The sequence below is a fragment of the Lysinibacillus agricola genome, from assembly GCF_016638705.1.
Taxonomy (GTDB): Bacteria; Bacillota; Bacilli; order Bacillales_A; family Planococcaceae; genus Lysinibacillus; species Lysinibacillus agricola.
Genome location: NZ_CP067341.1, coordinates 4,286,235 through 4,306,125 on the forward strand (window position 1 = coordinate 4,286,235; position 19,891 = coordinate 4,306,125).

Here is a 19,891-nt window from a genome sequence, read left to right on the forward strand (position 1 = left end):
TTTCCTCCTTAGCTTACCGCTTCTTTTTGCTGTAAATGTAAATAGACTGGACTTAATAGCTCAAATGATCGTTCTCGTTCAAATTCCTTCAGTATAGGCGTATGCAAGATAAACTCATCAATTTGATAGCGCACATGATAGTCATCTAATATCGTTTTAATATCTTCTGGAGTACCATATAAAATATCTGCATCATACTGCTTCACCGTAAAAGTCTCTCCAGATTCCTGACCAAATTTCTCTGCTAACTCTACCGATTGTAAGGTTAGGCTTCTACCACTCGCTAAATGCACCTTCGTAATTTTTTGATCACCAATTAACTCTTTTGCTTCCTCTTTTGTAGGAGCTGCAAGTGCCGCGATGGAGACGGCAAAATGACCGTTTGGATGATGCGTGCGATAAGCTGTAGCTGCTTGAGCTAACACATCATTGTCACTATTAATAAATCGAGCAAAGACGAACGCAATGCCTAGCTTACCTGCAAGAGCGGCACTTTGTGGACTTGCCCCCAGTAAAAATAATGCAGGCTTTACCTTTGGAATCGGTGTTGCCTGTATTCCATATAACTCGTGTTCCGACGGTACGGTTTGGTCAATTAATTGCTGTAAAAATATTAATCTTTCCTCAAAATCTTCACCAATATTGAGCATGCCATATTGCAATGCCTTCGTAGAGAGGGGTAAACCGCCCGGTGCCTTTCCTATGCCTAAATCAACGCGCCCTGGCTCTAACGATGCGAGAACATGAAAATTTTCTGCTACTTTGTATGGGCTGTAGTGCTGTAGCATCACTCCACCCGACCCAATATTGATAGACTTTGTTTTAGCAAGGAGATAAGAAACTAATACCTCTGGAGATGACCCTGCTAATGTATCCGTATTATGGTGCTCTGACACCCAAAAACGTGTGTAGCCCAATTGCTCTGCTTTTTGAGCTAGAGTCACTGTTTTTTGTAAGGTCTGTTCGTTTGTTGCATCCTCAATAATAGGGCTTTGATCTAATATGCCTAATGAATAGCTCATATATTGCCTCCTTAATTACATTTATTCATATATATTTACTAGGTTTTCAGACGGACTGTTTGATATAACGGCTTTCTTTAAATGGTAAACCTAAGTTGCCACGTAATGTGTCTGCCTCATATTCTTCACGGTATAGCCCTCTTGTTTGTAAAATCGGCACAACCTTATCTACAAAATCCTCCAGTGCTCCAGGTACAGTAACACCTATAATAAAGCCATCAGCTGCCTCTTGCTCAAACCATTTCTGCACGAGGTCAGCAACATGCTCTGCTGTACCAAAGAATGCTGTTTTTGGGGTTGCCTCTCGTAAAGCAACTTGTCGCAATGTTAGCCCCTCTTGTTTGGCATATTTTTTAATATAATCGGTCGTACTTCTAAAGCTGTTTGCTCCAATATCACCAAGCTCTGGGAACGGTGCATCTACATCATATTGTGTAAAATCATGATGATCGAAATATCGACCAAGATAAGCAAGTGCACGTTCTATTGAAACGAGCTCAACGATTTCCTGATACTTTGCTTCAGCTTCCTCAAGCGTATCGCCAATAATCGGAGAGATTCCTGGGAAAATTTTCACTTCATCTGGATTGCGTCCAAATGCTTCAACCTCAGTCTTTAGCCTTTTATAAAATTTCTGTGACTCTTCTAGCGACGAACCATGTGTGAAAATGGCGTCTGCATCTTTTGCCGCTAATCGAATACCCGCATCTGAAGAACCCGCTTGGAAAATAACAGGCTGCCCCTGCTTAGAGCGTGCAATATTTAGCGGACCTTGAACTGAAAAATAGTTGCCCTGATGATTTAATGTGTGTAGCTTAGTTGAATCGAAAAATACATCATTTTCTACATCTGCAATGAAAGCATCATCTTCCCATGAATCCCACAATCCCCTTGCTACTTCTAAATATTCCTCAGCAATTTGATAGCGCTCTGCGTGACTAGGATGCTGCTCAATTGTTTTATTGTAGTTCAAGGCAGTGCTTTCTAATGGTGTCGTTACGACGTTCCATCCTGCACGGCCCCCGCTAATATGATCCAAAGAGGCAAATTGACGTGCCACTGTAAATGGTTCGCTATAGGAAGTTGATACAGTACCTACTAATCCAATATTTTTAGTTGCTACTGCTAACGCCGAAAGAATTGTTATTGGCTCGAAACGATTTAAAAAATGAGGAATCGATTTTTCATTGATGAACAAACCATCCGCAATAAAAGCAACATCAAACTTCCCCTGCTCTGCCTTTTGTGCCTGCTGAATATAAAACGGCAAGCTTACACTTTGATTGCTAGCCACCTTAGGATGACGCCAACTTGAAATATTACCACCTACACCATGAATAATAGCCCCGAATCGAATTTTGTCCTGTCTCACCATATTTGTTCCTCCTCAAATTTTATTTTTACTAAACATAGTGGTTAAGTATGTTTTATGTTTAAAAAAATATTTTATTTATAGGTACTCATAAATAAAATAGGATTGAGGAAGATAATACAGTTCATTTATACAGTTTGCAATAGGCTACATAATAGAAAAAAATTTATTAACTTATAAAAAATTTTATCAATTCAGATTTTCTTGAATGCTTTCAAACTGCACAGCTGTTTCTACTATTGTTTTCCAAAATGCTGGTGCCAGCGTCTCTTTATTTTTATACGTTAAAAAAATGTGTTGATTCATATCAAGTAAATGCTTAACATCAATCTCAACAAATTCCCCACTTTCAAGCTCCTTTTTTACACAGAGATGTGGTAAGAAGCTCATATATTCTTTCGTGCGGATAAATTCTTTCGCTACTTCTAAATGATCCGTTCGCACTTCAATATTTGCTGTTACGCCCTCTACCTCAAACATTTTATGCACATAATTCCAATCAAAAGCCCCACATTCAAAAAACACCATTTTCTGTTGTGCTAGTTCCTTTGCTTTAATTTGTTTTTGTTGTTTAAAGGGATGCTCGTGATGCATCACAAGTTTGACTGCATTACTTAGCAATAGCTCATTGCAAATTCCTTCTCTATGCACGTATTGAATAAGGCCGAGATGGATTTGATGACTTTGCAGCTTTTCTAAAATCACTGCTGTTGAACCTGTGATTATCTGAAAGCGCAAATGTGGAAAGTCATTCTTCCATTTAGGTAATGCGTACGCTAAAAAATATTGAGCTGTGACCCCGTTTGTCCCGATGCACACCTCATCAGACTCCTGCGTTTCCTCTAACTGCTTCTTTCCTTGCTGGAAGGTTTGTACAATCTGTGTCGCAAATGGTACAAAGTCTTTGCCTTTATCCGATAATATTACACTTCGCCCATCACGATGAAATAATTCAACATTTAGCTCTCGTTCCAATGATTTAATACGAGCCGTCACAGTTGGTTGAGATAAAAACAATGCATTTGCGGCCTTATGAATACTTTTATAATGCACTACATATAAAAATGCCTCGATATGGTCAATGTTCACCTGAAGCCCTCCCCGAATTACTTATTTATCCTATTATATAGATAATCGTTTTTATTCTCTATAAAAGATTGGAAAACTAGGTTTAAATTTTAATAATGTATCTGAATGAAAGTAAATACCCGCGAATGGCAACGCAACAAGAAAAAAAGTAACCTAGCGTCTCCCAGGTTACTTTCACTATGTAGCGATGTGGTCATCCACCTTGACAACATACATCGCGCGTGGTTTGCATCCCTCTGTCTGCGTACCACTGTTATGCTATTCACATTGACACCCCCTGTTGCCAATGTGAACTCTGTCTATATAATACTTCTCAAACCGAAAGCATATGCCCTAAAGTAAATTTGTGCTTGCTCTACGCAGAACAAATAAAGTTCATACTATTAAGCTAGAATTGATGCAAGCACCGCTTTTTGTGCATGAAGTCTATTTTCTGCTTGCTCAAAGATATAGGAATTTGGGCCATCAATAACAGATGACGCTACTTCTTCTTCACGATGAGCTGGTAAACAGTGCAGGAACATATAATTCGGTTTTGCGTATGCGACAAGTTCATCATTAATTTGATAATCTGCAAAGTCTTCTAGTCGTTTTGCAGCCTCCTCTTCTTGCCCCATCGACGTCCATACATCAGCGTACACTACATCCGCGTTTATAACCGCATCTATAGGATCGTTTGTAATTATAATAGTACTACCATTTGCTGCTGCGATAGCCTGCGCTTTTGCGATAACCTCTGCATCACATTCATAGCCAACTGGTGTCGCCACTGCCACGTTCATTCCTACATGTGCAGAAGCGACTACTAATGAGTGCGCCACGTTGTTGCCATCTCCAACATATGCAATTTTAAGTCCTTTTAGTTCACCTTTATTTTCAGCGATTGTTTCTAAATCCGCTAAGGCTTGGCATGGGTGATAAATATCCGTTAGTCCATTTATTACTGGTATAAATGCATGATCTGCTAGCTCCTTCACCATAGCATGAGAGTTCGCGCGAATCATAATACCATCTAAATAGCCTGATAACACATGTGCTGTATCATAAATCGATTCACCACGTCCAATCTGCAAATCACGCGCATGCATAAACATACCTTTTCCACCCAATTGATTCATGCCTACTTCAAATGAAATACGAGTACGAGTTGAATGTTTTTCAAAGATCATGCCGAGTGTCTTACCTTCTAGTAGCTTCGGACATTTCCCTTCTTTTGTAATTATTTTCAGCTGTGTCGCTAATTCAACTAACTGTTGAACCTCTTCACTTGTATAGTCTAGTAAGGTTAATAGGTCCTTACCTTTTAAGCTAGACACTAACTTTAACTGCACTTCTTCGAGTAATTTCATAGCCTTCGCTCCTTGTTTCGTTGCTGTTGAGTTTAGTATAACATGCATAAATATAAAATCAACTGAATTTTTATGTTTATTTTCGAAAATTATAATTTTATCTTTAAATGTGTCTGAGATGCGGATAATCGAATATTTATGCATATTTCATCTTCAATCGCATATTTAAGAGAATTGCACTATTGGTAATAATTAATATATATTAGGTATTCAGGTGGTAAAATATACGGATAAGGAATTGGTGCATCTTTTAAGTCCTCTTCAGACGAATGGTCCGTTCAAACTTATTAACAAAGTTAATGGATACATCCGCAGGCGCTGTTAGCCAATTAGTAAATTGGCTGGAGCAAGAAAAAGAACAATGATATAAAAAGGATCATAGAGAGGTTATTATATAGCTAGATGAACGAGGACATATTTATTTTCAAAAGCAGGAGGAAATTAAGCTTGCTATTATTTATAAAAAATTATACAAAGCTAGATTTGTTACAATTAAAGCACATACTTTTGAAATTACATTCTATTATTTCAATGGAGCAGGAAAAAATAAGTGTTCTTAATGGAGGAACTATTGTGGATTTACATGATTTAAAGAAGGACATATTTAAAATTGCTTTTCCCTATATAAAAACTCGTCCAAATGTTGCCTTATCCATTGGTATCATTTATCAAGGCCAAGAAGCTACTTTTACTTTCAGTGGCTCGGATTTTATGTTGGAAGAAAAGCCTTATATATATGAAGTTGGATCGATTTCTAAAGTTTTGACTACATCCATTTTAGGGGAAATGATTCAGGAGGGAAAAGTCCATGTAGAAGATTCCCTTGGTAAATATTTTTCCGCAATTCCAGACAATCATCCCGTCACACTCAAACGTTTAGCAAATCATACTTCTGGACTACCAGGAATAGGTGTGCTGAAGAACATTTACAATGTTTTTGACGCGCAAACACCTCGTGATCCTTTTTGTCAATATTCACTGAACGAAACTATACATTATTTTAAAACACACACCGACGAGCCAAAAGTTAAATTTAGATATTCTAACGTAGGAATGGGGCTTTTAGGATATATTTTAGCCAATACACTGCATACTGATTATGAAACAGCTATTAAACAAAGATTAACAGATCCTTTAGATATGCCAAATACATTTATCTCTATCCCTTCTGATCAAGCAGAGGCGGTATTGCAAGGCTACACGATCCTAGGACATAAAAAGCCCCCGCTCCAAATGAATGACTTTATGGCAGCAGGGGCAGTCCGTTCAACTGTTAATGATCTTTTAAAATTTATGAAAGTACATTTAAGTGATGAAAATTTAGGTTATACATTCACACACCAAGCTACTAATACTATGTCAAAAGATTTGAGCATTGGCTTAGGGTGGTTTCTTGAAGACAATATTATTTGGCATAACGGTTCAACAAAAGGCTTCTCTAGTTATTTAGGGTTTGATAAAACACGACAAACAGGCGTCGTTGTTTTATCAAATTATCGCTCTTCTATATTGGCGACAAACCCTGGGCAAATTGGGAAAGATATATTACAGCTTTTACAAGTTAAATAGATGCTTTATATAAATACACATTGAAATTCTTCACTTTTTATTTTTATCGAGCGATAATGTGAATTTATCGATAAAGATTTTGAATTTATCGACATAAAACAGCCCTCAAACATTTAAGATTGAGGGCTGTTTTAATTATAATATGCTTAGTCAAAAATAATTTTATTGACTGCATCACGGTCTAATTTTTTAATAACTTCCACCATTAATTTTACAGCGTTATCATAATCATCACGATGTAAAATACCTGCATGTGAGTGGATATAGCGTGTAGCAATACCGATTGATAGTGCTGGTATACCATTTGCTGTTACGTGGATAGAGCCAGCGTCTGTACCGCCACCAGCCATTGCCTCGAATTGATATGGAATATTGTGCTCATCAGCCACATCTAATACGAATTCACGTAAGCCACGGTGTGACACCATTGATGCATCGTAGACAACAATTTGTGGACCAGCGCCCATTTTACTAGTTGATTCTTTTGCAGTTACCCCTGGTGTGTCTCCTGCTACACCTACATCGACAGCAAAGCCAATGTCAGGTTGGATTTTATATGTAGCCGTTTTCGCACCACGAAGCCCAACTTCCTCTTGTACGTTCCCTACAGAATAAAGGATGTTAGGATGCTTTTCATTTTGCAATGCTTTCATCACATCTATTGCAATTGCACAACCAATGCGGTTATCCCATGCTTTTGCTAATAAGTACTTTTCGTTTTTCATCACATTAAATTCAAAATACGGTGTCACCATATCGCCAGGACGTACGCCCCATTCAAGCACATCTTCTTTTGAAGCCGCACCAACATCGATAAACATATCTTTAATGTCTACCACTTTGTTACGCACATCTGCTGGTAAAATATGAGGTGGCTTTGAACCAATAACCCCAATAATTTCATCACCTTTACGTGTTGTAATTGTTACACGCTGTGCAAGCATAACCTGGCTCCACCAACCGCCTACAGTTTGGAATTTGATAAACCCTTTGTCATCGATTTGAGTAACCATGAAGCCTACTTCATCTAAATGGCCTGCAACCATAATTTTAGGGCCATTTTCATCGCCAACCTTTTTAGCAATGACGCTACCTAAATTATCTGTTTCAACTACGTCTGCATATGGTCCAATGTACTTTTTCATAACCTCGCGTGGTGCACGTTCATTACCTGCAATACCATTCGCATCTGTTAAATCTTTAAACATTTGTAATGTTGAATCTAGCTGTGTCATCCTTTTGCCTCCTGACTCTTGTATCTTCTCTATTATACTTCGTTTACCGAAATATTCCTAGCTTAATCGTCAGAAAATTGGTGTATTTCTCACATTAATATCCTGAACGCTGACGATTATAATTTTCTTCATTTTTCTCTATATATGCCGCAACAACATCCTCAAACGTAAAGCCTAGATTGTATGCAATTAATCCATAGCATTGCCAGATAGCTAAATATCTATCCTCTGTCGGTTGACTAATAAACTTTAAAATATCGTCTTGTGTCATTAAAAATGTCTCTGTTAAATCTCTCTTCTCTTCAATCACTGGCCATTTGTCTATCGCTGTATAACCTTTTAATAAGCCAAGTGATAAAATAAAATGAATCGAATCCACATATTCCTCTAAAATCACATCACGCTCTGAAGCCCCCTTTGTGCTCCAAAACTTAAAACAGCGTGTTTCATTTGCTAGTTCAGCTAGCTCTACCATTAAAGCTAAACCTTTTTCTTTAAATACATCACGTTCAATATTTTGTGTTTTCTCGATAAAATCATCAAGTTCTTTCTGCATTTTAAACAATTGTTGTAAATTCATTTTTTCCTCCTAAATTTCTTAAAAATATTTATAAAAAGTGAAACTAATTGCCCCCTCCAATCGTATAGGAAGGAATAACCTTTCTTCAAGGGGGAAATTAAAAATGTTGCCGTTACTGATTCGTCTTGCTGTTATTGCGCTTATTATCTATGTATTTTATAAAGCGATTCGTTATATAACCGATCCTAAGCGAAAACTTGATGAAGCCTATGAAAAAGGCCAATACTATTTTTATGATGACGTCAAAAATGTCCGAAAAAATTTCTTTATTTCTTATAAGGGTGCTCTTTTCGAAGGTGAAAAATACCTTGGTACTACTGAGGATGCCTTCGAGGTTGTTACGATTTTTGTTGGTGCCCGTGACGCCGCTGCACTGCAAGGTTTTACGAAAAGTGACTTTGAATATCTACAGCAAGAAATCCTATTGAACTATCCAAACGCAAAAATAAATTGGAAGCAACCCATTGAAAAGCTTATGCAAAACACATCCTCATAATGAGGATGTGTTTTATTTATCGGAATGTTTTCGAGTTTTATCAGAATGTTTTCGTGATTTATCGGAACATTTTTAAGTTTTATCGGAATGTTTTTACGATTTATCACCATATTTGTACTATGATAAAAATTTGAATAGCTGCTAGCAGCGGGAAGCCAAATGCAAAGCTGTTATGGCGTGTTTTATGACGGAATAAATACATTCCTAGCACACCACCTACTGCACCCCCAGCAATTGCTAATGTAAACAACGTACGTTCTGCAATACGCCATTCATGCTTTTTCGCTTTTGATTTATCCATGCCCATCATTATGAGCAGGACTATAGAAACAATTGCCATATAAGCTAATAATGCTTGTCCCATTGAGTACTCCTTTTAATTTTCTATTTCCTACTACTCTAACACAAAAAAAGACTGACGGAAAAATCCATCAGTCTTTTAATAACTTTTGCACCTGTCGCTTCGCTTTCGGTGCAGAAGTAATTTTGACTTTGTCAAAAATTACTTAGCTACTGCTTTTTTTGCAGTGTCAGCTAATTGAGTGAATGCTGCTGCATCAGTTACAGCTAGGTCAGCTAACATTTTACGGTTAACTTCGATACCAGCAACTTTTAAACCGTGCATTAAACGGCTGTATGAAAGACCGTTCATGCGAGCAGCTGCGTTGATACGAGTGATCCATAATTTACGGAAATCACGTTTTTTCTGACGACGGTCACGGTATGCATATTGACCTGACTTCATTACTGCTTGGTTAGCAACTTTGTATAATGTATGTTTTGAACCATAGTAACCTTTAGCTAATTTTAATACTTTTTTACGACGTTTGCGCGTCACTGTTCCGCCTTTTACGCGTGGCATATGAATTACCTCCTGCTTTTCATTTAAAAATGAATGTTAGTATTTTGTTTTTGTAGTCAAATTATTTCATGTAAACAAGTAATGATTTGATGCGTTTGAAGTCACCAGATGAAACGATATTTGCTTTACGTAGGTGACGTTTTTGTTTTGTAGATTTGTTTGCGAATAAGTGGCTTCCATAAGCACGGTCATATTTTAATTTACCTGAACCCGTTTTTTTGAAACGTTTCGCAGCTCCACGGTGAGTTTTCATTTTTGGCATGTCGAATTCCTCCTAAACTGTTCGTCTAATATTATTTCTCGTTCTTTGGTTGAAGAACTAAGAACATGCTTCGGCCTTCCATCTTCGGTTTTTGTTCAACCGTTGATACTTCAGCACAAGCTTCAGCAAAACGATCTAACACACGTTGACCAATGTCTTTATGTGTAATCGCACGACCTTTGAAACGTAAGCTACATTTAACCTTATCACCTTTTTCAAGGAATTTAATCGCGTTACGTAACTTCGTTTGGAAATCATGCTCATCGATTGATGGGCTCAGACGAACCTCTTTCATTACGATGACCTTTTGATTTTTACGAATTTCACGGTCTTTCTTTTGCTGTTCAAACTTAAATTTACCATAGTCCATGATACGAGCGACTGGCGGCTTGGCTTGAGGGGCCACAAGGACAAGATCCAAGTTTACACGAGTGGCGATTTCTAGCGCTTCATTACGTGTCTTTACACCAAGCTGGTCACCATTGTGATCGATTAATCGAAGTTCACGTGCGCGAATGCCTTCGTTTACATACATGTCTTTGCTAATAGTAATCCACCTCCAAGTAGTTGTCGCGAATACATGGTTTGGGCAAAGCCTTGCCCGGTTGAACGGTACATCCTCTTGTCATGTCCATAAAAAAAGGGCGGACATTTTGAAGATGTCCGCCCGCTATATGTGCATGCGCAAGTCTGCGCAAAACAATTCAACGTGTCATACCTGTTCACAGCCCAAGAGCGTTGTATCAGGTGAGAAGCGGGCAGCCTCTACTTCAACCACAAACTTTGTATTCATTAACCTTAATCATATTAGCATGTACTTCATAAGCTGTCAAATGTTTTTCAGCTTATTTATTAATAAAGTAACCTAAAAACTTTTAATCTAAACTATTATAATGGTTTTCATCATAACGTGAGGTTGACTAGGCGCTTTACCGATGTTGGTCCCGAAGGCGTTATCACAGGACGTGATGTTTTTAGCCTTCACTCCTCTATTGCTAATCCCCAAGGAGTCGCCTAGCCTCCACTCCAATCAACCTATATAAATACGTTCTAACAAATGTCATTCCAAACTTTTGATGATCTTGCCCGGCGAATTCTAATTCTTTTTCAATCTGATCGAATTCGCCGACAAAATTATTTTGTAATTTCTGCTTTAATGTTTGCTAGGAAGTCTTGGAAGCTAATTGTTTCTGAATCTTTTGAGCCATAGCGACGTACGTTTACGCCACCAGCCTCTACTTCTTTGTCTCCGATAACAAGCATATACGGAATTTTTTTCATTTGTGCTTCACGGATTTTGTAGCCTAGTTTTTCTTCACGGTCATCCATTTCAACGCGTAAGCCTGCAGCATTTAATTGCTCTTCAATTTGTTTTGCATAATCAAAGTGTGCTTCGTTTGAAACTGGGATGACTTCAACTTGTACTGGTGCTAACCATGTTGGGAATGCACCTTTATATTCTTCAATTAAGAAGGCTACGAAACGTTCCATTGTTGATACAACACCACGGTGAATAACAACTGGACGATGTGGTTTACCATCTTCTCCAACATAAGTTAAGTCAAAGCGCTCTGGTAATAAGAAATCAAGCTGCACTGTTGATAAAGTTTCTTCTTTACCAATTGCAGTTTTTACTTGTACGTCAAGTTTAGGACCGTAGAATGCAGCTTCACCTTCAGCTTCGAAGTAATCTAAGCCAAGCTCATCCATTGCCTCTTTTAACATACTTTGTGCTTTTTCCCACATTGCATCATCATCGAAGTATTTTTCAGTATCTGCTGGGTCGCGATAAGATAAACGGAACGAGTAATCGTTTAAATCAAAGTCCTTGTAAACCTCTAAAATTAACTGTACTACTTTTTGGAATTCCGCTTTAATTTGATCTGGACGAACGAAGATATGTGCATCGTTTAAAGTCATCCCACGTACACGTTGTAAGCCAGAAACTGCGCCTGACATTTCATAACGGTGCATTGTACCAAGCTCCGCAATACGTAATGGTAGGTTACGATAAGAATGCATGCTATTTTTGTACACCATCATATGGTGAGGACAGTTCATCGGACGCATAATTAATGTTTCATTGTCCATCTCCATTGGTGGGAAAATAGAATCTTGGTAGTGATCCCAGTGACCTGAAGTTTGATAAAGCTCTTTAGAACCAAGTACTGGTGTGTAAACATGCTTATAACCAAGAGATACTTCTTTATCCACGATATAGCGCTCAATGACACGACGGATTGTCGCACCGTTTGGTAGCCATAGTGGTAAGCCTTGGCCAACTTTTTGAGAAGTTGTAAATAATTCTAATTCCTTACCGATTTTACGGTGATCACGTTCTTTTGCTTCTTCAAGCATTTGTAGGTGATGTTTCAATTCTTCTTTTTTAAAGAATGCTGTACCATAAATACGTTGAAGCATTTTGTTATCTGAGTTACCTCTCCAGTAAGCACCCGCTAATGAAAGAAGTTTGAACTCACGAAGCTTACCAGTTGATGGTGCGTGGATACCGCGGCAAAGGTCGAAAAATTCACCTTGATGATAAATAGAAACTTGTTCATCAGCCGGAATCGCTTCAAGTAATTCTAATTTATATTCATCGCCGATTTCTTGATAGATTCCTTGTGCTTCTGCACGGCTAACATTTTTGCGCTCGATCTCTAGGTTTTCAGCGATAATCTTTTTCATTTCTTTTTCAATTGCTGGTAAGTCTTCAGCTGTGATTGGAGTTGGTGCATCAATATCGTAGTAGAAACCACCTTCAATAACTGGACCAATACCAAGTTTAACGTCTGGGAATAAACGCTTAATCGCTTGTGCTGTTAAGTGCGCAGTAGAGTGACGTAGGATTTCAAGTGCTTCCTCATCATCTTGTGTAATAATTGCGATTGTAGCGTCCTCTTCAATCGGTGTTTTTAAATCCACTAAGACACCATTTACTTTACCAGCATATGCTTTTTTTCGAAGTCCTGGGCTGATTGATAATGCCACGTCATCAGTAGATGTACCTTTTGCAAATTCCTTTACAGCGCCATCTGGGAAAGTTAATTTAATCATATCTGACATTTTGTTTGCACTCCTTATAGTCTTATAGTGATGCATGATCGAATCCCTGGAAAATAAAAAAGCTCCGTCCCTACGAAAGGGACGAAGCGTATGCTCGTGGTTCCACCCTTCTTTCTTCCGACTTTTTATAGTCAGACGAAGCTCAAGGCTAGCTAACGGGCTAGGGACCGGCGAAAGATTTTCCCTTTCGCTGCTCAGTAGGTAGTAAATGATGTGCTCGAACTAGGAAGCTTACAGCCAATGACTTCCCTCTCTAAAAGCTGATACACAAAATTCATGTCCTCATCAATGCATTTTTTGATCAATTATGCCTCGGCATAATTGCGTCTGGAATCGGCTTTGTGCTTAGGCCTGCACTATGCAGGTCAGTTAGCCGTTATCGCATGGATGCGATGATTTTAGGCTAACATCCTCTAAGTACTCCTTTCCGATTCCGTGACATCCGCCGGAGGCATTAACTTCTTTCAGCGGGTGTTTGCACAGCCTGCTGAAAGAAGTTAATTATTATATGAGACAGTATACGCTCGATTGTCGTAAAATGCAACTGTCAATCTTACATACGTCGATTTTTGCCGTGCATTTCAATTGGCTCTGTCAAGGCTTTGACACGTTCCATAATACGTCCAGCCTTCACAACTTCTATGTCACCTTTTTGCGACTGTGCTAAATGATGCTCTAGTTCATCATATTTAAAATTAGATGTAATGAATGTTGGCAATTGCTCCGCCATGCGGTAATGGAAAATAGTCCCCAAAATTTCATCTCGCGTCCAAGCGGTCATTGTCTCGGCTCCTAAATCATCAAGCATTAGCACTGGTGCCTTCTTCACATAGTCTAATTTTTCATTCAATGTATTATCGCCAATTGCATTTTTCATTTCTCGTAAAAATTCAGGCACGAACACGACTACTGAACGAATTTTGATGGAGGCTAATTCATTAGCAAGTGCTCCTAGTACAAAAGATTTCCCTACACCAAATTTCCCGTATAAATAATAACCCTTTGCTGGAAGCTTTCCTGTTTCCAATGTTGTCTTCACAAATTGTGCCGCTTTTTGAGCAATCATGACACGAGATTCATCGTCAATGAGTAAATCTTGAATTGTCGCTTGCAGCACATCCTTAGGCATATGCATACTCGCAATCATATTGGTTACATCACGTCGCTCATCCTCGCGTATCTTTTGCTCACAACGTACATAATCAATTTCAACGGTACTTCTCACTACACGTAAAGTAGGTAAAAAACCTTTTAAGTAGTTTGTACAACTTTCCGTATTGTTACAGCCACAGCAGACAGTAGATTGACTAATAAACTCATGGAGCTTCGGTAAATTACGTTCAATTGTTTCATAGCTTAACTCATCTGCATGCGCTGCTAAAAATTCTTGCACACGAGGGTTTTCTAAAATTTCTCGACGCATCGTTTCGTAACGTTCTTGAAATGATGGTACATTAATTGCTCTTTTTAATGGTCCATTAATCTGTTCGATTGTCGTTCACCCTCCTTACTTATCACTTTTCCCTAGCATTTCCAATATTTTTTGACGCTCTTGCTCAAAATCTATCGTGCTTGAAGTGTTATCTTCTTGTTGCTCGTTACGTTTGTAAAACCATTCAGGCACCTTCTCTTCACGTTGATTTCCTGAACGCCCTTTAGCACCTTGATTACTTTTCCTCGGTGTCTGCGGCTTATTTTTCCACGTAGTGTATTTATCATGCTCCTGGCGTGCTAGCTCCATTGCTTCCTTTGCAGTTTGAATATTTTTACGTACCCAATGATCCGCAATCGTTTCCACATATTTTTTAGGTAGCTTCATATCAGTTGTTAACATTACATATTCCAAAAGAGCATTAACAACACCTACTGGCATTCCATGCTGGACAATTAAGCTTTCAGCAAGCTGAACGGAAGTCTGTAGAGGTTCTTTGCCATTATTGATATCTCGCAGCACTTGGACTGGCGGAGTCGTCTCTAAATAATGCTGAAGCTCCTGATCCTTTGTTTTTTGTCCTGATTCTTCTAGAGATGATGGCTCAATCACTCTTGCAAGCTTTGGTGGTTCTTTTGATACCGTTAGCTTATAAAAATCGGCAGCTGCCTTACGTAATCGTTCCAGTGAAATACCTAGGTCATCATCTAATGCAAGAATCACAACTTTTTGCATATCCAGTGCCGTTAAGCGATATAAAAAAGCAAGTTTTGCTATTGTTTCACGTACCTCAAGTGTTAGTAAACTGGACGGCACTAGCTGCTCCGATAAACCCGCCTGCAGTAATTCGAAGTCAAACTGTTCAAAATAAAACGGATATACCTTTTGCTGTTGATCCTTACGACTAGTATCGACTTGTAAATCATCTGGAATCTTTGAACTAACAGGCTTAAAAACGTCTATGAAGACACGTGATACATCTTTAAATTCTGCATCTCTTGCAGATGGAATAAAACGCTGACGTAACTTTCGATAAGCTTGCTCCCCAATTTTACTAAACAAAAACATCGACAGCAGTGGGTCTTTCATAAAGCTATCTGCATCAAGCGGACGCATCAGCTCATATAAAAAGCTTCGCTGGTCAGCATCTTCTTTTTTCCATGTGCGTAACAAGCCAATTGCTTCGAGCGCAATACGTGCCTCAAATATTTTACCAATAGGAAGCCCTAGCACATTCATTAAATAATAATGTGTCATTTGCTGACTTGGCATTTGCTCAGCTTCTGCCCATAGTGTTAAATAAAGGCTGATTGGCTCCGCTCCAATTAAAGGCTGATAAAATAGCGTTACTAATTGACGTTCCTGCGTAGAAAGTGCATGAGGTAGGCGAATGTCAAAAGAATCAGCGGGCTGCAATTCCTTATACAAATGGATCAACGTCATTCACCCTCTCTGTTTTCCCTATGATTTTTGCTCTGTCTGACGTTGAATAATCTCTTTAATCTCTTCAATAAAGACATTGATGTCCTTAAATTGGCGGTAAACCGATGCAAAGCGCACATAAGCAACCTCATCAATTTTCGCTAAGCGATCCATCACCATTTCCCCTACATCCTCAGACTGGACTTCAGAATTCCCAATGCGACGAAGATCTTTTTCAATAGACATTACTAGTCCCTCAAGTACTTCAAGAGAAACAGGGCGTTTTTCGCAAGCACGAATTAGTCCACGAAGTACTTTTTCACGACTAAATTCTTCTCGTGAACCTTCCTTTTTCACTACAACTAACGGTGTCTCTTCAATTTTTTCAAACGTTGTGAAGCGGAAGCCACATGACTCACATTCACGACGTCTACGAATTTCTTTATTATCATCTACAGGCCTCGAATCCACAACACGCGTTCCGTTAAATTGGCAAGATGGACATCTCATATAATTACTCTCCTGATTTCACAACATTTAATATTTCTATTATAACAAATTTCCTATGTGTAAGAAAAGCGCATTCACGCTAGTGTGCTCATGATAAGCCCTGAAAGGAGAAAGTACAAGCATAGATTGCAATAATTTATCTAAGGAGATCGCAACATACTCTTGATATCAAATACAATACCAATAACGATAAACTATCTATTTAATAAAAAAAAGCACATCGAAACCACTAGGATTTCAATGTGCTCAGAATAATTTTTAAGCGTTAACTGTTTCTAAAGCTTTTGCCACTTTTTTCACAAGATCTACAACACGTGCAGAATAACCCCACTCATTGTCGTACCAAGCAAGTACTTTCACTTTGCGGTCACCCATTACCATTGTCGAAAGTCCATCCACTGTAGAAGAGTAAGTTGTTGTATTGTAATCAGAAGATACTAGAGGCTCAACTGAGAAGTTTAAGATACCTTTCATTGGACCTTCAGTAGCAGCTTTCACAAATGCAGCATTGATAGAATCTACTGTTACATCTGTATTTAAATCAACTACAAGGTCAACTAATGATACGTTTGGTGTTGGAACACGAAGTGCCATACCGTGAATTTTGCCTTCTAATTCTGGTAATACCAATTTCAAAGCTTTGGCAGCACCTGTAGATGTTGGAATGATTGATTGTGCGCATCCACGTGCACGACGTAAATCTTTATGTGGATTGTCTAGATTCTTTTGGTCATTTGTATAAGCGTGAACTGTTGTCATTAATCCGCTTTCGATACCAAATGTGTCATTTAATACTTTAGCAACTGGTGCTAAGCAGTTTGTTGTACAAGAAGCATTTGAAATAACATCATGTTTTGCGATATCAAGTTTCTCATCATTTACACCTAAAACAATTGTTACGTCCTCGTTTTTACCAGGTGCTGTTAAGATCACTTTCTTTGCGCCTGCTTCTAAGTGCATTGCTGCTTTTTCACGATCATTAAATTTACCAGTTGCTTCAATAACGATATCCACACCCATTGTTGCCCATGGTAATTTTAATGGGTCGCGTTCGCTAATAATTTGAACACGTTTACCATTTACAATTAAAGCATCGCCTGCTGGTTCAATCGTACCTTCGAATGTTCCGTGATTTGTGTCATACTTAATCAAATGTGCTAACGTTTCAGCTGGATAGCTCGCGTTAATCGCAACGATATTTAAACTTTCTTGTACGATCGCTTGGCGGAAAACCATACGTCCGATACGCCCGAAACCATTAATAGCAACTGATACTGTCATTTATAAAATCCTCCCGTGAGTACGTACTCATATTAATTATATACTTTATGCTGATTAGTATAACACAATTTTAAAAAAGATGAACATTATATATTCATAATATAAAAGTTCTTATTTTCTGAAAAATAAAATCGCCTAAATTAGTCCTTATTATGGTATAAATCCACAAAAAAATGCATAGCAAAGTGTTCTTGTCACGCATCCGTATTGTTGAATATAATGTCAATGAAATTAATGTGTCATATTAAATAAAGTATGGCTCTTCGGCAGCGAGGGGTTGATTTCCGTTCCGGCTGGGCGCTTTGTTGCTGCCGCTACGCTTTCGCACAGAGCAAAGCTTCCTGGGGGCGTCCGATGAGCCGCTTCGCTGCGCTCCAGGGTCTCGGGCCAACACGATGTTGGTCACGGAGGCGTTATCACAGGATGTGATGCTTTTAGCCTCCGTTCCTCTATTGCTGATCCCCGAGGAGTCGCCCAGCCTCCACTCCAATCAACTAATTCACATAGCATGTATCCTCTGACATGTCGCTATAATTTAAGTGATAAAACGTAACTTTTGCTAAATGATTTTATCTGTGCGACAGCAACAACGACTATACAATCACGTCACTGTTATAAGTCTATTCTGTTCAATTAAGGTGCGTTGTTATAGGTCCAATGCATAAAATTTATAAAAGTTCTACGCTATTGCTGATTTCCGTTCCAGGCTACTCGACTCCCGTGGGAAAGCGAGTAGCCTGGAACGGAAATCACCCAATGTGACACCATAATTTCATTGACATAATAGTTTTTCAAAGAAAGTAATGCGTAGCAATATGTCATTGCTACGCATCGATTAATTTTACGGATTATTAATTTGATTATAAAACGTCCCAATATGTCAGGATTTTTTTTAATTGGTGCTCTGTTTGTTCTAAATTTTCATTATTGTAAATAACCGCATGGGCACCTTTTTCTTTGACTGACATAGGTAGTTGAGAATGCATTCGAGCTAGTGCATCCTCCTTCGATAAGTTGTTACGCTCCATTAAGCGACGGAGCTGTACCTCTTCACTAACCGATACTACAATAATACGCTCGACAAAATGCTGTAGCTTGCTTTCGAATAAAAGTGGAATATCCATCACTACATGCTTTTCTCCAGACTCTAAATAAGCATCGCGCTGGCGCAGCATTTCCTTACGAATAGCAGGATGCATAATATCATTTAAAATTTTACGCTTTGCAGGCTCATGGAAAATAATATCGCCAAGCTTGGCACGATTTAAACTACCATCTTCTAGTAATATGTCTTGTCCAAAATTTTCAGCTATTAACTTTAAAGTCTCCGTTCCTGGTTCTACAACATCACGCGCTACAATATCTGCATCGACAATCGGTAAACCAAGTGCTGTCATCATTTTTACTACTGTACTTTTTCCGCTCGCTATACTTCCTGTTAATCCGATAATCATAGTTAAATCCCCTTTAATGTTGACAATTTGGGCAAAAGACTGATATGCGCCCACCTATCGTCATTTGGCTCGTTGCAGTTCCACACGTTGGACACATCTTCTTGCCATACATTTGCAATCGATTTTGCATACTTCCAGCCTCACCATTTATATTACGATAATCTGAAATTGTTGAACCTCCTGCTTCAATGCTCTGGCGTAAAATAGCGACAATCGCCTCGAATAATGCACGCTTACGCTTTTCACTAATGCGGTTCATAGTGCGGGTCGGATGAATTTTTTGAGCAAATAGTGCTTCTGTAGCATAAATATTGCCACAGCCCGAAATAACCTGCCCATCCATAATTACTTCCTTAACGGCCTTTTTCTCATATTTCGGTAACTTTGATTTCGCAATAAAATAATCACATGCTGCTTCATCGAATGGCTCTGGTGCCATTTTAGTTAATGGTGCATGATCCTCAATTTTTGTTAAAAAACGTAATTCACCAAAGCGACGTATGTCCGAGTATATTAAATAGCCACCATCTGCCATTTGAAATGTAGCATGAATATGCTTTTGAAATTTCGCCTCATTAATTTCCTCAGGCGAATTCACAACAAACCATGCACCTGTCATCCCTAAATGACTAACAAGTACATAAGGAACATCCTCTTTCAGCAAATGAAAAAAGATGTATTTTGCACGTCGTTCAATTTTTGTAATTGTCATTTGGGACAAGGTTATTTCAAATGCATCGGGCTCAGCTTGCTTCACGATACATTGTTTTCCTTCCCCAAAGGACAAACGAATAATTTCAGACAGTTGAACCTGTTGAATTGTGCGCCCTTCAATCTTAGGTTTTAATGCCTGGACGACACCTTCAACCTCTGGTAATTCAGGCATTTTA

General features: G+C 38.6%; 19 protein-coding genes. 2 read left to right on the plus strand and 17 right to left on the minus strand.

Annotation, left to right across the window (positions count from 1 at the left end; all coding sequences use genetic code 11):
- Positions 1-8 precede the first annotated feature (8 nt).
- The 4 genes from FJQ98_RS21445 to argF all read right to left on the minus strand — a co-directional run bounded on the left by FJQ98_RS21445 (position 9) and on the right by argF (position 4,832).
- On the minus strand, positions 9-1,022 hold the full coding sequence (locus FJQ98_RS21445; protein ID WP_053592422.1) for an LLM class flavin-dependent oxidoreductase: 1,014 nt from the start codon (positions 1,020-1,022) through the stop codon (positions 9-11).
- A gap of 46 nt (positions 1,023-1,068) precedes the next feature.
- Positions 1,069-2,397: an LLM class flavin-dependent oxidoreductase gene (locus FJQ98_RS21450; RefSeq protein ID WP_053592421.1), complete on the minus strand. Its 1,329-nt coding sequence runs from the start codon at positions 2,395-2,397 to the stop codon at positions 1,069-1,071.
- A gap of 186 nt (positions 2,398-2,583) precedes the next feature.
- Positions 2,584-3,483, minus strand: coding sequence for a LysR family transcriptional regulator (locus FJQ98_RS21455; RefSeq protein WP_053592420.1), 900 nt, complete (start codon positions 3,481-3,483; stop codon positions 2,584-2,586).
- A gap of 383 nt (positions 3,484-3,866) precedes the next feature.
- Positions 3,867-4,832, minus strand: a complete 966-nt coding sequence (gene argF, locus FJQ98_RS21460; protein ID WP_053592478.1) for an ornithine carbamoyltransferase — start codon at positions 4,830-4,832, stop codon at positions 3,867-3,869.
- A gap of 573 nt (positions 4,833-5,405) precedes the next feature.
- Between argF and FJQ98_RS21465 the strand changes: the two genes are divergently transcribed.
- A complete protein-coding gene (locus FJQ98_RS21465; protein WP_158002941.1) occupies positions 5,406-6,401 on the plus strand; it encodes a serine hydrolase domain-containing protein in 996 nt (331 codons plus the stop codon).
- Positions 6,402-6,547: 146 nt separating this feature from the next.
- Here the strand turns inward: FJQ98_RS21465 and FJQ98_RS21470 are convergent, their stop codons facing one another.
- Both FJQ98_RS21470 and FJQ98_RS21475 read right to left on the minus strand, forming a co-directional pair.
- Positions 6,548-7,636 carry a M42 family metallopeptidase gene (locus FJQ98_RS21470; protein WP_053592418.1) on the minus strand — a complete coding sequence of 363 codons (1,089 nt, stop codon included), beginning with the start codon at positions 7,634-7,636 and terminating at the stop codon, positions 6,548-6,550.
- A 94-nt stretch (positions 7,637-7,730) separates the two neighbouring features.
- Complete coding sequence (locus FJQ98_RS21475) at positions 7,731-8,216, minus strand: dUTP diphosphatase (RefSeq protein ID WP_053592417.1); 486 nt, start codon at positions 8,214-8,216, stop codon at positions 7,731-7,733.
- A gap of 103 nt (positions 8,217-8,319) precedes the next feature.
- Here FJQ98_RS21475 and FJQ98_RS21480 point away from each other — a divergent pair, with 103 nt between their 5' ends.
- Positions 8,320-8,712 carry a hypothetical protein gene (locus FJQ98_RS21480; protein ID WP_053592416.1) on the plus strand — a complete coding sequence of 131 codons (393 nt, stop codon included), beginning with the start codon at positions 8,320-8,322 and terminating at the stop codon, positions 8,710-8,712.
- 103 nt (positions 8,713-8,815) lie between these two features.
- On the opposite strand, the gene FJQ98_RS21485 is transcribed toward FJQ98_RS21480, so the two are convergent.
- The 11 genes from FJQ98_RS21485 to mutM all read right to left on the minus strand — a co-directional run bounded on the left by FJQ98_RS21485 (position 8,816) and on the right by mutM (position 19,887).
- A complete protein-coding gene (locus FJQ98_RS21485; RefSeq protein ID WP_053592415.1) occupies positions 8,816-9,076 on the minus strand; it encodes a DUF1294 domain-containing protein in 261 nt (86 codons plus the stop codon).
- Positions 9,077-9,214: 138 nt separating this feature from the next.
- On the minus strand, positions 9,215-9,574 hold the full coding sequence (gene rplT, locus FJQ98_RS21490) for a 50S ribosomal protein L20 (RefSeq protein WP_053592414.1): 360 nt from the start codon (positions 9,572-9,574) through the stop codon (positions 9,215-9,217).
- Between the two features lie 61 nt (positions 9,575-9,635).
- Positions 9,636-9,836 carry a 50S ribosomal protein L35 gene (rpmI, locus tag FJQ98_RS21495; protein ID WP_004226312.1) on the minus strand — a complete coding sequence of 67 codons (201 nt, stop codon included), beginning with the start codon at positions 9,834-9,836 and terminating at the stop codon, positions 9,636-9,638.
- A gap of 31 nt (positions 9,837-9,867) precedes the next feature.
- Positions 9,868-10,371, minus strand: coding sequence for a translation initiation factor IF-3 (gene infC, locus FJQ98_RS21500; protein WP_025114499.1), 504 nt, complete (start codon positions 10,369-10,371; stop codon positions 9,868-9,870).
- A 599-nt stretch (positions 10,372-10,970) separates the two neighbouring features.
- A complete protein-coding gene (gene thrS, locus FJQ98_RS21505; RefSeq protein WP_053592413.1) occupies positions 10,971-12,902 on the minus strand; it encodes a threonine--tRNA ligase in 1,932 nt (643 codons plus the stop codon).
- Between the two features lie 553 nt (positions 12,903-13,455).
- A complete protein-coding gene (dnaI, locus tag FJQ98_RS21510) occupies positions 13,456-14,385 on the minus strand; it encodes a primosomal protein DnaI (protein WP_277815912.1) in 930 nt (309 codons plus the stop codon).
- Positions 14,386-14,409: 24 nt separating this feature from the next.
- A complete protein-coding gene (locus FJQ98_RS21515) occupies positions 14,410-15,777 on the minus strand; it encodes a replication initiation and membrane attachment family protein (RefSeq protein WP_241774455.1) in 1,368 nt (455 codons plus the stop codon).
- Between the two features lie 18 nt (positions 15,778-15,795).
- Positions 15,796-16,266, minus strand: a complete 471-nt coding sequence (gene nrdR / locus FJQ98_RS21520; protein ID WP_053592410.1) for a transcriptional regulator NrdR — start codon at positions 16,264-16,266, stop codon at positions 15,796-15,798.
- Positions 16,267-16,524: 258 nt separating this feature from the next.
- Entirely contained in the window at positions 16,525-17,547 is a 1,023-nt protein-coding gene (locus tag FJQ98_RS21525; RefSeq protein WP_053592409.1) for a glyceraldehyde-3-phosphate dehydrogenase, read from the minus strand.
- Between the two features lie 860 nt (positions 17,548-18,407).
- Positions 18,408-19,001, minus strand: a complete 594-nt coding sequence (gene coaE / locus FJQ98_RS21530) for a dephospho-CoA kinase (RefSeq protein ID WP_053592408.1) — start codon at positions 18,999-19,001, stop codon at positions 18,408-18,410.
- Positions 19,002-19,014: 13 nt separating this feature from the next.
- Complete coding sequence (mutM, locus tag FJQ98_RS21535) at positions 19,015-19,887, minus strand: bifunctional DNA-formamidopyrimidine glycosylase/DNA-(apurinic or apyrimidinic site) lyase (protein WP_053592407.1); 873 nt, start codon at positions 19,885-19,887, stop codon at positions 19,015-19,017.
- Positions 19,888-19,891: the final 4 nt, after the last annotated feature.

Coding starts and splice junctions, on each gene's coding strand:
- rplT (WP_053592414.1), bottom strand. CDS start 9,574: ATGCCACGCGTAAAAGGCGGAACAGTGACGCGCAAACGTCGTAAAAAA.
- infC (WP_025114499.1), bottom strand. CDS start 10,371: ATGTATGTAAACGAAGGCATTCGCGCACGTGAACTTCGATTAATCGAT.
- coaE (WP_053592408.1), bottom strand. CDS start 19,001: ATGATTATCGGATTAACAGGAAGTATAGCGAGCGGAAAAAGTACAGTA.
- FJQ98_RS21480 (WP_053592416.1), top strand. CDS start 8,320: ATGTTGCCGTTACTGATTCGTCTTGCTGTTATTGCGCTTATTATCTAT.
- FJQ98_RS21525 (WP_053592409.1), bottom strand. CDS start 17,547: ATGACAGTATCAGTTGCTATTAATGGTTTCGGGCGTATCGGACGTATG.
- argF (WP_053592478.1), bottom strand. CDS start 4,832: ATGAAATTACTCGAAGAAGTGCAGTTAAAGTTAGTGTCTAGCTTAAAA.
- FJQ98_RS21445 (WP_053592422.1), bottom strand. CDS start 1,022: ATGAGCTATTCATTAGGCATATTAGATCAAAGCCCTATTATTGAGGAT.
- thrS (WP_053592413.1), bottom strand. CDS start 12,902: ATGTCAGATATGATTAAATTAACTTTCCCAGATGGCGCTGTAAAGGAA.
- FJQ98_RS21485 (WP_053592415.1), bottom strand. CDS start 9,076: ATGGGACAAGCATTATTAGCTTATATGGCAATTGTTTCTATAGTCCTG.
- FJQ98_RS21515 (WP_241774455.1), bottom strand. CDS start 15,777: ATGACGTTGATCCATTTGTATAAGGAATTGCAGCCCGCTGATTCTTTT.
- mutM (WP_053592407.1), bottom strand. CDS start 19,887: ATGCCTGAATTACCAGAGGTTGAAGGTGTCGTCCAGGCATTAAAACCT.
- FJQ98_RS21450 (WP_053592421.1), bottom strand. CDS start 2,397: ATGGTGAGACAGGACAAAATTCGATTCGGGGCTATTATTCATGGTGTA.
- rpmI (WP_004226312.1), bottom strand. CDS start 9,836: ATGCCAAAAATGAAAACTCACCGTGGAGCTGCGAAACGTTTCAAAAAA.
- nrdR (WP_053592410.1), bottom strand. CDS start 16,266: ATGAGATGTCCATCTTGCCAATTTAACGGAACGCGTGTTGTGGATTCG.
- FJQ98_RS21470 (WP_053592418.1), bottom strand. CDS start 7,636: ATGACACAGCTAGATTCAACATTACAAATGTTTAAAGATTTAACAGAT.
- FJQ98_RS21475 (WP_053592417.1), bottom strand. CDS start 8,216: ATGAATTTACAACAATTGTTTAAAATGCAGAAAGAACTTGATGATTTT.